Here is a 15,462-nt window from a genome sequence, read left to right as displayed (position 1 = left end):
TAACGCGTCAACGCGGCGCCTGCCACGTGAGTTTGGTGCCCGCGCCGTCGATGCCCGGGCCCAGCTCGGCGGAGCCGCCCAGGGATTCCGCGCGCCGCGCCAGGTTGTCCAGGCCGCTGCGGCGGGTCTCGCCGGCCGGCATGCCGACGCCGTTGTCGGCGACCGTCAGCCGCACGGCGTCCCGCCCGTCCGGCAGCCGGGCGGTGGCGTCCACCTCGACCTCGACGCGGGAGGCGCGCGCGTGCCGGGCCGCGTTGGACAGGCCCTCGCGCAGCGCGGCCACCAGGTTGCGCGCGACGCCCTCGCCGACGACCGCGTCCACCGGGCCGGTGAACGCGACCGACGGCGGGAAGCCCAGCGGCCCGGCGATGGCACCGGTCTCGCGCAGCACGCGGGTGCGCAAGCCGGCCGGCGCCTCCTCGGGCGGCTGCTGGAGCGCGAAGATCGTGGTGCGGATCTCCTGGATGGTGGCGTCGAGTTCGGCGGTGGCGGAGTCGAGCCGGTCGCGGACGTCCTCGGCGGGCGTGGCGCGCCGGGTGCTCTCCAGCGTCATGCCGACGGCGAAGAGCCGCTGGATGACGAGGTCGTGCAGGTCGCGGGCGATGCGGTCGCGGTCCTCCAGCACGGCGAGCTGTTCCCGGTCGCGGCGGGCGCCCGCCAGCACCAGGGCGAGCGCGGCCTGCTGCGCGAACTGGGTGGCCATGGCGCGCTCCGCCATCGAGTAGGGCGGGGCGTCCCGGACGCGGGTCAGGAGGAGCGCGCCGAGGGTGGTGCCGTCGCTGGCCAGCGGCAGCAGCATGCCCGGGCCCTCGTGCCGGGCCAGGCCGGTGACGAGCCGGGCGTCGGTGGCGGGCTCGTCGATGAACACCGGCTCGCCGGCCAGCACCTGGCGCACGGCCGGGCTGTGCCCGGGCACGGTCGTGCCGATCAGGCGGGCGGCGTCGTCGGCGCAGGCGGCGACGATCTCCAGGCCGCCGTCGGGGGCCGGTTCGAGCACGGTGGCGGTGGTGGCGCGGGCCAGCCGCCGGGCCTGTTCGGCGACGACGGCCAGGGCGTTGTCCTCGTCGGCCGACAGCAGCGAGGTGGACAGCTCCAGGCTGCCGTCCATCCAGCGGGCCTGCTGGCGCACGGCCTCGTGCAGTTGGGCGTTGCCGATGGCGATGCCCGCCTCGGTCGCCAGGATGCGCAGCATCTGCCGGTCCTCGGTGGTGAACGGGCCGCCGGGCCGGCCCGCCAGCAGGAGCGCGCCGAACCGCGCGCCGTGCACGAGCACCGGCACACACAGCGCCCCGGGGCCGCCGTCCTCCGCGCCGCCGCCGAGGACGCGGGCCAGCTCCGTCCGGATGCCCGGCGGCTCGTCGCCGCCATGGGTGTGGAGCCGGCCGAGGCCGTCGCCGTCCTCGTCCAGCAGGGCCAGCGCGGCGAAGCGCGTGCCGGCCAGCTCGGCGGCGGTCCGGGCGATCCGGCCCGGCAGGTCCCGGGGTTCGATGTCGCCGCCGATGGCCTCCATCGCCCGGAGCAGCCGGGGCATCTGCCGCATGACAGCGAGGGTAATTAGTCCCGTTCGAGGGCGAAAGTCGGGTTCTGCTCGCGGTCGAGCATGCCGCGGAACGGGCCCTCGACGGTGGCGAGGTCGGCGTAGGGGCCGCGCTGCACCACCCGGCCGCCGTCCAGCACCAGCACCTCGTCCACCTTCTCCAGCCCGGTCAGCCGGTGGGTGATCAGCACCGTGGTGCGGCCCTCGGTCGCGGCCAGCAGGTCGGCGGTGAGCGCGTCGGCGGTGGGCAGGTCGAGGTGTTCGGCGGGCTCGTCCAACACCAGCACGGGGAAGTCGGCCAGCAGCGCCCGGGCCAGCGCCAGGCGCTGCCGCTGGCCGCCGGACAGCCGCGCGCCGAACTCGCCGACCAGCGTGTCCAGGCCGTCCGGCAGCCCCTCGACCCAGTCGAGCAGCCGGGCGGCGCCGAGCGCGGCGCGCAGCGCGTCGTCGTCCGCGCCGGGGGCGGCCAGCCGCAGGTTCTCCCGGAGGGTGCTGTCGAAGATGTGCGCGTCCTGCGCGCACAGGCCGACGCTGCGGCGCACGGTGTCGCCGTCCAGCGCCGTCGCGTCCGCCGTGCCGAGGCGGTAGGTGCCGGACTCCACGTCGAGGAAGCGCAGCAGGCAGTGGGCCAGCGTCGTCTTGCCCGCGCCCGACGGGCCGACCACGGCGACGCGGTGGCCCGGGGTCAGGTCGAGGTCGAGGCCGCGCAGCGCGGGCCGGTCCTGGCCGGGGTGGCGGGCGGTCAGCCCGCGCAGCGCCAGCGGGAACGGGGTGGCGGGCGCGGCGGCCGGGTGCGCGGGCTCGGTGACGGGCGCCGGGGCGTCCATGACCTCCCGCACCCGCCGGGCCGCCTCGTCCGCGCGCTGCCGCTGCTGAACGGCCAGCGGCAGCCCGGCCACCGCCTCGAACGCGGCCAGCGGAACGAGGATGACCGTGGCCAGCCACACGCCTTCCAGGCTGCCGTCGCCCACGGCGGGCACCCCGGCCCAGGCGGCGGCGACCACGGTCAGGCCGGTGATCAGGGAGGTCAGCCCGCCGCCCAGCGCGGTGGCGGCGGCGGAACGGGCGGCCAGCCGGGTCAGCTCGCCGTCGGCCTCGGCCAGCGCCGCGTGCCGGGCGGGCAGCGCGCCCGCGACGGTCAGTTCGGCGGTGCCGGTGAGCAGATCGACCGTCCGGGTGGCGAGTTCGCCGCGCGCCGGGGCGAGCCGCCGCTCGGTGCGGCGGGCCACCGCGCCGGTGAGCACGGGCACGGCGACCCCGGCGGTGAGCAGCCCGGCGGCGAGCGCCGCGCCGGCGGCGGGCAGTAGCCAGCCGGTGAACAGCACGGCGGCCGTGCCCACGGTCGCGGCGGCGGCGACCGGCAGCAGCCAGCGCAGGAAGTAGTCCTGGAGCGCGTCGATGTCCGCGACCACACGCGAGAGCAGATCGCCGCGCCGGGTGCGGCCGAGCCCGGCCGGGGCCAGCCGCTCCAGCCGCCGGTACGCCGTCACGCGCAGCCCGGCCAGGATCCGCAGCACGGCGTCATGGCCCAGGAGCCGTTCGGTGTAACGGAAGAAGGCCCGCCCGATGCCGAACGCCCGGGTGGCGGTGACCGCGACCATCAGATACAGCACGGGCGGCTGCTCCCAGGCCCGGGATATCAGCCACCCGGAGGTGGCCATCAGGCCCACGCCGCTGCCCAGGGCCAGCGCGCCCAGCACGGCGGCCCAGCCGAGCCGCGCCCGCCGCGCCCGGCCGGCGGCCCGCACCCACCCGAGCGGGCCCCCGTTCCCGGTGGCCTCCGACCAGGTGTCGCCCGGCTGGGCGACGGCCGGCTCGGTCTCGATGGGCTCCGGCTCGACGGCGGCGGGAGCCGCGACCGGGACCGACTCCTCCACCGCGGCCGGCTGTGGTTCCACGTGAAACATCCGGTCACACGCCGACAGCAGGGCCGGGCGGTGGGTGACCAGGACCACCGTGCGGCCCACCGTCAGGCGCCGCACCGCCTCCACGACCGCCGCCTCCGTGGTCCCGTCCAGCGCCGCCGTCGGTTCGTCCAGCAGCAGGATGGGCCGGTCGGCGAGGAACGCCCGGGCCAGGGCGACCCGTTGGCGCTGCCCGGCCGACAGGCCCGCGCCCGACTCGCCCAGCAGCCGGTCCGGATCCAGGTCGCCGGCCGCCGCGTCGCGCAGTGCCGCCGCGACCGCCGCGTCGTCCGCGTCCGGGCGGGCCAGCCGCACGTTGTCCGCGATGGTGCCCGCGAAGAGGTGCGGGTGCTGGGGGACCCAGGCGATCTGGCGGTGCCAGTCGGCCGGGTCGAGCCCGGCCAGGTCCTGCCCGTCGACCAGGATCCGGCCCTCGGCCGGCCGCACGAAGCCGAGCAGCGCGGCCAGCAGCGTGGACTTGCCGCCGCCGGACGGCCCGGTCAGGGCGACTGTCTCGCCCGGCGCGATGGTCAGGGAGGTCTCGGCGAGGGCGTCGGCCGCCCGGCCCGGATAGCGAACGACCACCCGTTCCAGCGTGATCGTGGCCCGGTCCCCGGCCGGCGCCGGTGCCGTGCCGCCGGCCACCGGCTCGGTCTCCAGGACGGCGAACACCTCGTTGGCCGCCGACAGCCCCTCCTGCGCGGCGTGGTACTGGGTGCCGATCTGCCGCAGCGGCAGATACGCCTCCGGCGCCAGCAGCAGCACGACCAGCCCGGTGTAGAGGTCCAGCTCGCCGTGGACCAGCCGCATGCCGATGGACACGGCGACCAGCGCGACCGAGATGGTGGCCAGCAGCTCCAGCGCGAACGACGACAGGAACGCCACCCGCAGCGAGCGCAGCGTGCTGCGCCGGTAGTCGTCGGTGATGCGGCGGATGTTCTCGGCCTGGGCCTTGGCCCGCCCGAACACCTTCAGCGTGGCCAGCCCGCCCACCACATCGAGGAAGTGCCCCGAGAGCCGGGCGAGTTGGCGCCACTGCCGGTCCATGTGGGCCTGGGTCGCCCAGCCGATCAGTGCCATGAACAACGGGATCAGCGGCAGCGTCACGGCGATCGTGACGGCCGATATCCAGTCGTCGGTGACGATGCGTGCCAGCACGGCGACGGGCACCACGGCGGCCAGTCCCAACTGCGGCAGATACCGCGCGAAGTACCCGTCGAGCGCGTCGATGCCGCGCGTGGCCAGCGTCGTCAGCTCGCCCGTGGATCGCCCGTCCAGCCGCCCGGGCCCCAGCCGCGTGGCGTGCTCCAGCAGCCGCAGCCGCAGCTCCGACTTGACCGCGGCCGAGGCCCGGTGCGCGGCCAGCTCGGTGAGGTACGTCACCCCCGCGCGGCCGACGGCCGTGGCACCGAGCAGCAGCAGCGGCGTGCCCAGCTCGGACAACCCCTCCCCGGCGGTGAACGCGTCGGTGACGATCCCGGCGATGAGCATCGCCTGGGCGATCACCAGGCACGCGCCGACAAAGCCCAGCGCCACGGACGCGGTCAGGAAGCCGCGGGTGGCACGGGCATGGCGCAGCAGCCGCGGGTCGACGGCCCTCGTCCTGGTGGCTGACCTGTCTGACGTCACGTGGACATCCCTCTACTGGTTCGGCGCTTCCATGCCTGACAGACGCCGTATCCGTCTGGTGCGTTGGCTCGTCGGCGCGTTGGCTCGTTCAGTGCGTCAACTCCGCGATGTGCTGCGTCCCTATGCGCTTGCGGAAGACCCAGTACGTCCACCCCTGGTAGAGCACGACGAGCGGGGTGGCCAGGGCCGCGCACCACGTCATGATGCGCAGGGTGTACGGCGTGGAGGAAGCGTTGTCCACGGTCAGGTTCCACGCGGGGTCCAGCGAGGACGGCATGACGTCGGGGAACAGCGCCAGGAACAGGCTCGCCACGGCCGCCACCACGACCACCCCGGACAGCACGAACGCCCAGCCCTCGCGCCCGCGCGCGTTCGCGCCGAGCGCGGCGAGCAGCGCCGCGGCGGCGACGGCCAGCGCCACGAGGCTGCGCCCGTTGCCGCTGTCTGCTTGCGTCCACAGCAGGAACGCCCCGCCCAGCACCCCGGCCGCGACGCCCAGCCCGCCGGCCGCCCGGCGCGCCCGGCGCCGGATGTCGCCCACGGTCTTCAGCGCCGTGAACACCGCGCCGTGGAACGTGAACAGCGCCACCGCCGCCGCCCCGCCCAGCAGGGCGTGCGGCCCGAGCAGGTCCAGCACGTCGCCCGTGTACTCGTGGTCGGGCCCGATGGGCACGCCGCGCACGATGTTGGCGAACGCGACGCCCCACAGGAACGCCACCAGCAGCGAGGTGGTGAAGATGGCGTGCTCCCAGTTCCGCTGCCAGCGCTCCTCCGGCCGCTTGTGCCGGTACTCGAACGCGACGCCGCGCACGATGAGGCAGACCAGGATGAGCACCAGCGGCAGGTAGAAGCCGGAGAAGAGAGTGGCGTACCACTCGGGGAAGGCCGCGAACGTGGCGCCGCCCGCGGCGATCAGCCACACCTCGTTGCCGTCCCAGACCGGGCCGATCGTGTTGATCAGCACCCGGCGTTCACCGCGGTCGCGGGCCAGGGTCCCGGTGAGCACGCCGACGCCGAAGTCGAAGCCCTCCAGGAAGAAGTAGCCGGTCCACAGGACCGCGATGAGCACGAACCAGATCTCGGGGAGATTCACCGCACGCTCCTTCCGCTCGTCACGAGCTCAGTACGAGAAGGCCATCGGCCGGTCGGCGTCCGCGTCGGCGCCGTCCTTCGCGGCGCCGCCACCACCGCCGATCCGGGTCGGGGGGTTGAGGTCGGCCTCGGTCAGCTCGGGCGGGCCGGCCTTGGCGTACCGGATCATCAGCCGCACCTCGATCACGGCGAGCGTGGCGTAGAGCGCGGTGAAGACGACCAGCGAGGTGATGACCTCGCCCTGTGAGACGCCGGGGGAGACCGCCGCCGAGGTGCGCAGCAGCCCGTAGACCACCCAGGGCTGCCGCCCGGTCTCGGTGAAGATCCAGCCCCACGCGTTGGCGATCAGCGGGAAGAGCATGGTGAGCAGCGCCAGCCGCCAGTACCAGCCGGTGAGCGCGGGGCCCAGTGCCCGGGTGCGGGTGAGGGCCAGGCGCGGCGCCTCGTCCTCGCCGGTGCGCAGCGCGGGCGCCAGCCAGAACCGCCGTCTGGTCAGCCACAGCCCCACCGCGCCCAGCGTCGCCGACGCCATGCCGAAGCCGATCATCCAGCGGAAGCTCCAGTAGGCGAGCGGGATGTTGGGCCGGTAGTCGCCCGGCCCGTACTGCTCGGCCAACTGCTCGTTCATGTCGTTGATGCCGGGCACGGCCTCGGAGAAGTTGTCGTGGGCGAGGAACGACAGCAGCCCGGGCACCTCCACCGCGACCACGTTGTGGCCCTGCTCGACGTCGCCGACGGCGAAGAGGGAGAACGGCGCGGGCGCCTCGGTCTCCCACAGCGCCTCGGCGGCGGCCATCTTCATCGGCTGCTGCTCGTACATGATCTTGGCGAGCCGGTCGCCGCTGAACGCCGTCAGCGCCCCGGCGATCACCATGGTGATCAGCCCGACCCGCAGCGAGGTGCGCATGACGGCGACGTGCCGACCGCGGGCGAGGTGGTAGGCGGCGAGGCCGGCCATGAACGCGCCGCCGGTGAGGAACGCCGCCGTGATCGTGTGGGCGAACTGGGCGACGGCCGTGTTCTGCGTCAGCACGTGGAGGAAGTCGGTGAGCTCGGCGCGGCCGGTCTCCTCGTTGATCCGGTAGCCGACCGGGTGCTGCATCCAGGAGTTGGCCGCCAGGATGAAGTAGGCGGAGATCACGGTGCCCACGGCGACGGTCCAGATCGTGGCCAGGTGCAGCTTGGGCGGCAGCTTGTCCCAGCCGAAGATCCACAGCCCGATGAAGGTGGACTCGAAGAAGAAGGCGATCAGCGCCTCGAACGCCAGCGGGGCGCCGAAGACGTCACCGACGAAGCGCGAGTAGTCCGACCAGTTCATCCCGAACTGGAACTCCTGCACGATGCCGGTGACCACGCCCATCGCGATGTTGATCAGGAAAAGCTTCCCCCAGAACTTGGTGGCCTTGAGGTACTTCTCCTTGCGGGTGCGCACCCACGCGGTCTGGAGGCCCGCGGTCAGGCTCGCCAGGGAGATGGTGAGCGGGACGAAGAGGAAGTGGTAGACGGTCGTGATCCCGAACTGCCACCGTGCCAGGGTCTCCGGCGCGAGAGCGAGATCCATGTTCTGCTCCTCCGCTGCGCCCGCGGACGGTTCGCCCGCGGTCCTATCTTGTGAACGTATTCACATTCACAAGCCATGATAGGACCCCGGCACCCCCGCCCCCGAGGCGGGGGTGCATTCAGCAGATTTCCGGACTCGGCGGGCCCAGGAGCGGGCTCAGACGGCGCCGGGGCGGGCTCACACGTTGCCGCGCGCGGCGCGGAACTCCCCCGCCACCCGCAGCACGATGTCGTTGGCCTCGGTCTCGCCCACCGTGACCCGGACCCCCTCGCCCGCGAACGGCCGGACCGTCACGCCCGCCGCCTCGCACGCCGCCGCGAACGCCGAGGTGTCCTCCCCCAGCCGCAGCCACACGAAGTTCGCCTGGGACTCCGGCACGGTCCAGCCCTGCTCGGCGAGCCGGGCCGCGACCCGCCCCCGCTCGGCCACCAGCGCGTCCACCCGGGCGAGGAGCGCGTCCTCGGCGCGCAGCGAGGCGATCGCGGCGTTCTGCGCGGCCTGGCTCACCCCGAACGGGACCGCCGTCTTGCGCAGCGCCGCGGCCACCGGCTCGTGCGCCACCGCGAACCCGACCCGCATCCCGGCCAGCCCGTATGCCTTGGAGAACGTGCGCAGCACGCACACGTTGGGCCGCTCCCGGTACAGCTCCAGCCCGTCCGGCACCTGTTCGTCCCGCACGAACTCCCGGTACGCCTCGTCCAGTACGACCAGCACGTCCGCCGGCACCCGGTCCAGGAACGCGGTCAGCCCGGCCCGCCGGATCGCGCGCCCCGTCGGGTTGTTGGGCGTGCAGACGAAGATCAGCCGCGTCCGGTCGGTGATCGCGTCGGCCATCGCCGGCAGGTCGTGCTCCTCGGTCGCGGTCAGCGGCACCCGCACCGAGGTGGCGCCGGAGATCTGCGTGATGATCGGGTACGCCTCGAACGAGCGCCAGGCGTAGATCACTTCGTCCCCGGGCCCGGCCGTGGCCTGGATCAACTGCTGCGCGATGCCCACCGAGCCGGTGCCCAGCGCGAGATGGCCGGCCGGGACCGCGAAGTGCTCGGCCAGTGCCTCGAAGAGCGCCGCGGCGGACATGTCCGGGTAGCGGTTGAGCGAGCTCATCGCGGCCACGGCCGTCTCCAGGACGCCCGGCAGCGGCGGGTAGGGGTTTTCGTTGGAGGAGAGCTTGAACGAGCCCGGTTCCTGGCCGGCTGGCCGCCCCGGCGAGTAGGCCGGGATGCCGTCCAGCGCGGCACGCAGCCGGGGGCCGGAGACCGGGGGAGCGGCGGGTTCCTGAGAAGATGCGGTCACCCGCCCACTTTAGGAGCACGGTCCGGCCGGGCGTATCCCCTGGACCGGCGGGCGCATCGCGGCATTCGCACACCCCTGGCGAACTCCCTGGCGCGCTACACCCGTGAGGGTGAGGCAGCGGATGTTGAATTCGGCACCGCCATCCGCCCGAGTGGCTCGCACATCGGTTCCCTGACGCTCTCCGGCCTCGGATGATCTTCGTATCCCAGGCGGCAGCGACAATTGATCATGCAGAAACGTCGTGTCACCGGCGGGAGTTGATTCCGCCTGCCCGGCGCCCGGCCGGGCCTACCATCAGGTCGCCATGACAGCAGCGAAGCATCAGGTGACCAGGTCCGCCGGTCGCCGCACAGGCGGGCGCGCCGGCATCCGGGATGTCGCAGCGGCCGCCGGTGTCTCGATCACGACTGTCTCCGACGCTCTCAACGGCAAGGGCCGGCTGCCCGACGCCACCCGCCGCCACGTCCGCTCCGTCGCCGACCGCCTCGGCTACCGGCCCTCCGCCGCCGCCCGCACCCTGCGCACCGGCAAGTCCGGCCTGATTGGGCTCACGGTCACCACCTACGGCGAAGAGCCGTTCACCTTCACCGAGTTCGCCTACTTCGCGGAGATGGCCCGGGCCGCCACCTCCGCCGCGCTGGCCCGCGGCTACGCGCTCGTCATCCTCCCCGCGGCCTCCCAGCACCGCGACTTCGACGTCTGGTCCAACGTCGCGCTCGACGGCACGGTCGTCATCGACCCCTCCGACCACGACCCGGTGGTCACCGAGCTGGTCCGGCAGGGCATCCCCGTCGTCTCCGACGGCCGGCCCGGCGGCAGCCTGCCCGTCACCGCCTGGGTGGACAACGACCACGAGGCCGCCGTCACCAATCTGCTGGACCACCTCGCCACCGCCGGCGCCCGCCGCATCGGGCTGCTGACCGGCACCAGCACCGACACGTACACCCGGCTGTCCACCACGGCCTATCTCCACTGGTGCGAACGCCACGGCCAGGACCCGGTCTACGAGGCGTACCCCGCGCACGACCCCTGCGCCGGAGCGGTCGCCGCCGACCGCCTGCTGGCCCGGCCCGACCGCCCCGACGCCGTCTACGGCCTCTTCGACCCGAACGGCACCGACCTGCTGGCCGCCGCCCGCCGTTACGGCCTGCGCGTGCCCGACGACCTGCTCGTCGTCTGCTGCAGCGAGTCCAGCGTCTACGCCAGCACCGAGCCGCCGATCACCACCCTGTCGCTGAAGCCGGGGCGCATCGGCACCACCGTCATCCAGCTCCTCATCGACGCGATCGAGGGGCAGTCGGGCCGCGCCGAGGCCCATCAGGTGATGCCGACGGAGCTCATCGTGCGGGCCTCCTCCCAGCGAATCGGACGCTCCCCGCGCCGCGTTCCGAGCGCCACGGTGGTGGCCCCGCGAACGCCCCCTGCCGCCGACCAGTAGTTTCGGGTAGACAGATTCCGGCAGCCGGTGCACCCCCGGAGGGTCACATCCGGCCACCGGGATTCCTATGATGGGCGAATGGCACCGCGACCTGGCCGGTCGGACAGGTCGTAACGGCGGAGGCGGCGCGTAGTGGTGGAGGGGTCGATGACTCAGGGGGCCGGCGAGGGACCGGGTGTGTGGCACGGCGCTGACCAGCAAGATGCCGTCTACTCTCCGACGGTGCCCGACCTGCCCGTGATCGAGGGCGCGGGCCCGCTCTACGTCGTGGGCGATGTCCACGGGTATCTCGACGAGCTGCGGGCCGCGTTGCGCGAGGCCGGGCTGACGGACGCCGAGGACCGCTGGGCCGCGGGCAAGACCCGGCTGTGGTTCCTGGGCGACTTCACCGACCGGGGCCCTGACGGCGTCGGCGTGATCGACCTCGTGATGCGGCTGTCCGCCGAGGCCGCCGCCGCCGGCGGGTACTGCAAGGCGCTGCTGGGCAATCACGAGCTGCTGCTGCTGGGCGCGAGCCGCTTCGGCGACACCCCGGTGGACTCCGCGGCGGGCACGGCCTCGTTCCAGGCCGCCTGGATCCTCAACGGCGGGCAGCGCACGGACATGGAGCGGCTGCGGGATCACCACATCCAGTGGATGTCGCGGCTGGACTCGATGGCCTTGGCCGACGGGCATCTGCTCCTGCACTCCGACACCACCGCCTACCTCGACTACGGCAGCACGATCGACGACGTCAACGACGCCATCTGGCAGGCCCTCCAGCGCAACGACGTGGAGGAGACCTGGGATCTCTTCCGCAAGTTCACCAAGCGCTTCGCGTTTCGCGACGAGGGCGGCCCGCTGGCCGTGCGCGAGCTGCTGGACACGTACGGCGGCAAGCGCGTGGTGCACGGCCACAGCCCCATCCCCTACCTCACCGGGGAGAACGGCGTGGACGCCGACGCGGGCGGCGAGGGCGGCGACGCCGCGCCCCGCGTGGACGGCCCGCACGTGTACGCCGATTCGCTGGCCATCGCCATGGACGGCGGCGTCACCATGGCCGGGAAGCTGTTGGTGGCCCGGCTCCCGCTCGCCGCGTAACGTCCCGAAGCGTCGCTTATCGCCCCGAAGGCTGCGAAGATTCGGGTAATTCTCTGTCACGTCCGGCCGGTTGCGCTTACCATCATGGACCCGCTCACCGAGCTCTCAGCCAGAGAAGCACCTGGGGTGACGCCCATGAACAGCGCTGACCCTTTGCCCTCCGAGGACCGTGCCGAGTTCGAACGGATCCTTGACGAGGCGCTGCGCACCGCCCGCCTCACCACCGGCGCCGACACCGACGAGCTCGCGCGGCTGCGCGAGGCCGCCGTCGACGCGCTGCCCCGCATCGCCTCCGCCGCCGCCACCGAGTACGAACGGCTGGCGCGGGCCCGGCTCGGCCCCCGGCCCGAGCCGGGGGACCGCGGGCGCCGCGAGGTGACCGGCGCGTCCTCCGGGGCCGGCCTGGTGACCGCCTTCTTCGCCCTGGTGCCGGTGCTCGCCGCGATCGCCGCCGTGGTCTTCCTGTTGATGGGGTACGCGCTCGGACTCGCCGAGCCGGAGCCGGCGATGGCCGAGCCCATGCGGAACGTCGGCTGGGTGTTCGCGGTCGTGGCGGCCCTCGGGCTGCTGGTCGCGGCCGGCGGTCTGCTGGTGGCGGCCGTGCGCAACGGCGCGACCTCGATCCGCGCCTCCGCGCCGGCGGACCAGCTCGCGCGCGCCCACGAGGAGTGGCGGCGCGCGCTGTACGAGCGAGGCATCGCGCCGTTCCTGCGGGAACGCGCGGGCCGCCACCGGCCGGGCCGGACGCCGCGGCTGCGGTTCTCCAGCCCCAGGTTCACCAGCCCCGACTTCTCCAGCCGGGCCACGGGCGGCTCGGTGCCCCGGCCGCGCTACGGCCAACCGGAGTTCGCCAGCCCCGAGTTCACCAGTCCGCACTTCACGAGCCCGGCGGACGACGAGGAAGACGAGGCCGCTCGCGAGCGCCCCGGCTTCGGCCACCCGGACTTCTCCAGCCCCAACTTCACCAGCCCCGCCGAGGGCGGCGACCGCGACTGACGATCTAGCCCGCCAGCAGCCGTTCGATGACCAGTGCCACCCCGTCCTCCTCGTTGGACGCGGTCACCCGGGGCGCCGCGGCCAGGACCGCCGGGTGCGCGTTCGCCATCGCGTACCCGATGCCCGCCCAGCCCAGCATCTCCAGGTCGTTGGGCATGTCCCCGAACGCGACCACTTCGTCCGGGCGGATCCCGTAACGGCGGCAGCGCGCCGCCAGTGTGCTGGCCTTGCTCACGCCCGGCGCGCTGACCTCCAGCAGCGCCGTCCGGCTGGACCGCGTGAACTCGCCGTGCTCGCCTGCCACTTCGCGGCCCAGTTCGAGGAACGCGTCCGGGTCGAGCCGGTCGTGGTGGGCGAGGAGCTTCAGCATCGGGTGCCCGGTGTACGCCGGGGGTGCCCCGAGCAGCTTCTCCACCGGCGCCACCTCGGAGGCCGGGTCCATGCTCATCGGCGGGTAGGCCGGCTCGTGGTGGATGCCGATGGTGCGCTCCACCGCGAACGAGACGCCGGGCGCGGCCCGGCGCAGCGCGTGCACGATGGCGAGCCCGTTCTCGCGGGGCAGCGGGCGGGTCTCGATCAGCTCGCCGCCGCGGTGCAGATCGGCGACGGCCGCGCCGTTGCCGCAGATGGCGACGCCGTGGCCGTGCACATGGTCGCTGACGACGCTCATCCAGCGCGCCGGGCGGCCGGTCACGAAGATCACTTGGACGCCGGCCGCCTCGGCGGCGGCCAGGGCCGCGACGGTGCGCGGCGAGACGGTGCCGTCGTCGCGGAGCAGGGTGCCGTCGAGGTCGGTGGCGATGAGGCGGGGCAGCGGGGGCGGGGAGAGAGGCACAGTCATCCAGCATATGCGCGCACATCCGGGCGGAAACGTACTCGTATGTGATCCTGCGGGCGTCACGTCCGGTCTTGGCCGGTCCTTATCGGGACCGGGCACAACGGTGGCCGGAAAGGGCCTACGCTTGCTGCCCATGGCTGTTTCCACCGAGCTTCCCCTGCGGCTGTCCACCGTGATCCTCCCCGTGCACCGGTGGTCGCAGGAGGGCCGCCGGATCTGGCAGCGCGCCGAGGAGGTGGGCCTGTACGCGGCCTACACCTACGACCATCTGTCCTGGCGCAGCTTTCGCGACCGCGCCTGGTTCGGGGCCCTCCCGACGCTGACCGCCGCCGCGGCCGTCACCGACCGGATCCGGCTGGGCACCATGGTCACCTCGCCCAACTTCCGGCACCCGGTCACCCTGGCCAAGGAGCTGATCACGCTCGACGACGTGTCGAATGGCCGGATCACGCTGGGCATCGGCTCCGGCGGCACCGGCTTCGACGCCACCGCGCTGGGCCACGACGCCTGGTCGCCGCGCGAGCGGGCCGACCGGTTCGCCGAGTTCGTCCGGCTGCTGGACCGGCTGCTCAGCGAGGGCGGCGGCGGCGTCTCCTACCAGGGCGACTTCTACTCCGCGCACGAGGTGCGGAACATCCCCGGCTGTGTGCAGCACCCCCGCCTCCCGTTCGCCGTCGCCGCCACCGGCCCGCGCGGCATGCGGCTGGCGGCCCGGCACGGCCAGGCGTGGGTGACCATCGGCGACCCCAAGACGTTCGGCGGCACCCCGGCGGACTTCTTCGCCGGGCTGGCCCGGCAGGCCGAGCGGCTGGACGGCGTGTGCGAGGACGCCGGGCGCGAGCCGGCCGGCCTCAGCCGCGTCCTGCTGGACTCCAGCTTCACGCCGCTGGGCGTCGGCCCGCTGTCCTCGGTCGCCGCGTTCGTCGATTACGCCGGAACGGTGGCATCGCTGGGATTCGACGAGCTGGTGCTGCACTGGCCCGTGCCGGATTCGGTGTTCGCCGCCGACCCCGACGTCTTCGAGCGCGTGGTCACCGAAGGGCTTGCCCAGCTTGCGAGTTGAACGCGAAATGAAGAAACCCCGAGGGAGTTTCAACGTTCCGATGCGGGGATGGCTTAAACGTTCGTAGCGCACTAGCGTCGGAACATGAGTCTCCTCCGCAGAACCGCTCGCCCTCTCCTCAGGCGCATCGATCAGCGCATCGACCGCAAACTGCGCAAGGAACTGGGCAATGCCAAGGAAGAGCTGCAACGCCTCAAGGAGCAGCAGCACAGCATCGAGCTGCTCCTCGGCAGCGACGGCCGCCGCTTCAACCGCCACCCGAGCCCCGCTCAGCTCGGCGCCGTCGCCAAGCAGGTCGGCGCGGCCACCGGCGAGAAGCACGCCCGTCGCGCCGTGATCCAGGCGTACCGCACTCTGGTGGAGGTGGAGAACCGCGGCGTCGGCCGGATCGCGGGCGGCACCTCCAACATCCTCGGCAAGCTGGCCACCACCCCGCTCCTGAAGCCCCCGAACGGCGACATTCTGGAGATCGGCACGCTCTACGGGCTGTTCGCCGGCTGCCTCGCCCGCCAGATGCTGCGCGCCGGCATCCCCTACCACCTCACGATCGTGGACCCCATCGCCCCGGTGCAGCTCCAGGAGGGCATGGAGATCACCGTGGACGCCTCGGGCACCCCCATCAGCGAGGACATCGTCCGCGCGAACCTGCACTACGCGGGCGTGCTCCCCGACCGGGTGCGGCTGCTGCGCGGGTACTCCACGGACGACGACATCCACGCGACGCTCGCCGGCGGCAAGTTCGGCGTGATCGTCGTGGACGGGGACCACTCGGCGAAGGGCGTCAAGGCGGACCTGGAGTGGGTGGAGGAGCTGGCCGCGCCCGGCGCCGTGATCGTCATCGACGACTACGACGACCGCGTGTGGCCGGGCGTGAAGGAGGCCACCGACGAGCACCTGGCGAGCGGGAAGACTCGTTTCACCAAGATCGGGCAGGTCACCACCAGCGCGTTCCTCCGCGCCGAATAGACCCCTAGGGGAGCCACCGGGGAGAGGCCCTACCAAAGTTCAGGCCCGGCCCTACCAAAGTGTGA

11 protein-coding genes are annotated in these 15,462 nt (G+C 73.3%); 5 read left to right on the top strand and 6 right to left on the bottom strand.

All coding sequences use genetic code 11. From position 1 onward, the window contains the following. Nucleotides 1-7: 7 nt before the first annotated feature. The 5 genes from RM590_RS05605 to hisC all read right to left on the bottom strand — a co-directional run bounded on the left by RM590_RS05605 (nt 8) and on the right by hisC (nt 9,016). Complete coding sequence (locus RM590_RS05605) at nt 8-1,540, bottom strand: GAF domain-containing sensor histidine kinase (RefSeq protein WP_311703235.1); 1,533 nt, start codon at nt 1,538-1,540, stop codon at nt 8-10. Between the two features lie 14 nt (nt 1,541-1,554). Then, nucleotides 1,555-5,070 carry a thiol reductant ABC exporter subunit CydD gene (cydD, locus tag RM590_RS05600; RefSeq protein ID WP_311703234.1) on the bottom strand — a complete coding sequence of 1,172 codons (3,516 nt, stop codon included), beginning with the start codon at nt 5,068-5,070 and terminating at the stop codon, nt 1,555-1,557. A gap of 88 nt (nt 5,071-5,158) precedes the next feature. After that, nucleotides 5,159-6,163 carry a cytochrome d ubiquinol oxidase subunit II gene (gene cydB, locus RM590_RS05595; protein WP_311703233.1) on the bottom strand — a complete coding sequence of 335 codons (1,005 nt, stop codon included), beginning with the start codon at nt 6,161-6,163 and terminating at the stop codon, nt 5,159-5,161. A gap of 27 nt (nt 6,164-6,190) precedes the next feature. Then, on the bottom strand, nt 6,191-7,723 hold the full coding sequence (locus tag RM590_RS05590) for a cytochrome ubiquinol oxidase subunit I (RefSeq protein ID WP_311703232.1): 1,533 nt from the start codon (nt 7,721-7,723) through the stop codon (nt 6,191-6,193). 177 nt (nt 7,724-7,900) lie between these two features. Continuing rightward, nucleotides 7,901-9,016, bottom strand: coding sequence for a histidinol-phosphate transaminase (hisC, locus tag RM590_RS05585; RefSeq protein WP_311703231.1), 1,116 nt, complete (start codon nt 9,014-9,016; stop codon nt 7,901-7,903). A gap of 304 nt (nt 9,017-9,320) precedes the next feature. Between hisC and RM590_RS05580 the strand changes: the two genes are divergently transcribed. The 3 genes from RM590_RS05580 to RM590_RS05570 all read left to right on the top strand — a co-directional run bounded on the left by RM590_RS05580 (nt 9,321) and on the right by RM590_RS05570 (nt 12,530). Then, nucleotides 9,321-10,454 carry a LacI family DNA-binding transcriptional regulator gene (locus RM590_RS05580; protein WP_311703230.1) on the top strand — a complete coding sequence of 378 codons (1,134 nt, stop codon included), beginning with the start codon at nt 9,321-9,323 and terminating at the stop codon, nt 10,452-10,454. Between the two features lie 147 nt (nt 10,455-10,601). Continuing rightward, nucleotides 10,602-11,534: a metallophosphoesterase gene (locus RM590_RS05575; RefSeq protein WP_394813790.1), complete on the top strand. Its 933-nt coding sequence runs from the start codon at nt 10,602-10,604 to the stop codon at nt 11,532-11,534. 135 nt (nt 11,535-11,669) lie between these two features. Then, nucleotides 11,670-12,530 carry a hypothetical protein gene (locus RM590_RS05570; protein ID WP_311703228.1) on the top strand — a complete coding sequence of 287 codons (861 nt, stop codon included), beginning with the start codon at nt 11,670-11,672 and terminating at the stop codon, nt 12,528-12,530. A gap of 4 nt (nt 12,531-12,534) precedes the next feature. Here RM590_RS05570 and RM590_RS05565 read toward each other — a convergent pair whose 3' ends face one another. Next, on the bottom strand, nt 12,535-13,371 hold the full coding sequence (locus RM590_RS05565; RefSeq protein ID WP_311703227.1) for a Cof-type HAD-IIB family hydrolase: 837 nt from the start codon (nt 13,369-13,371) through the stop codon (nt 12,535-12,537). Nucleotides 13,372-13,501: 130 nt separating this feature from the next. Between RM590_RS05565 and RM590_RS05560 the strand changes: the two genes are divergently transcribed. Beyond that, nucleotides 13,502-14,431 (top strand): LLM class flavin-dependent oxidoreductase, encoded by a 930-nt coding sequence (locus RM590_RS05560; protein WP_311703226.1) that lies wholly within the window; start codon nt 13,502-13,504, stop codon nt 14,429-14,431. 84 nt (nt 14,432-14,515) lie between these two features. After that, nucleotides 14,516-15,397, top strand: a complete 882-nt coding sequence (locus RM590_RS05555) for a class I SAM-dependent methyltransferase (RefSeq protein WP_311703225.1) — start codon at nt 14,516-14,518, stop codon at nt 15,395-15,397. The last annotated feature ends 65 nt before the right edge of the window (nt 15,398-15,462 follow it).

The sequence above is a fragment of the Streptomyces litchfieldiae genome (assembly GCF_031845365.1).
In the GTDB taxonomy this organism is placed as follows: domain Bacteria; phylum Actinomycetota; class Actinomycetes; order Streptomycetales; family Streptomycetaceae; genus Streptomyces; species Streptomyces litchfieldiae.
This window is presented reverse-complemented; position numbering and strand designations above follow the sequence as displayed.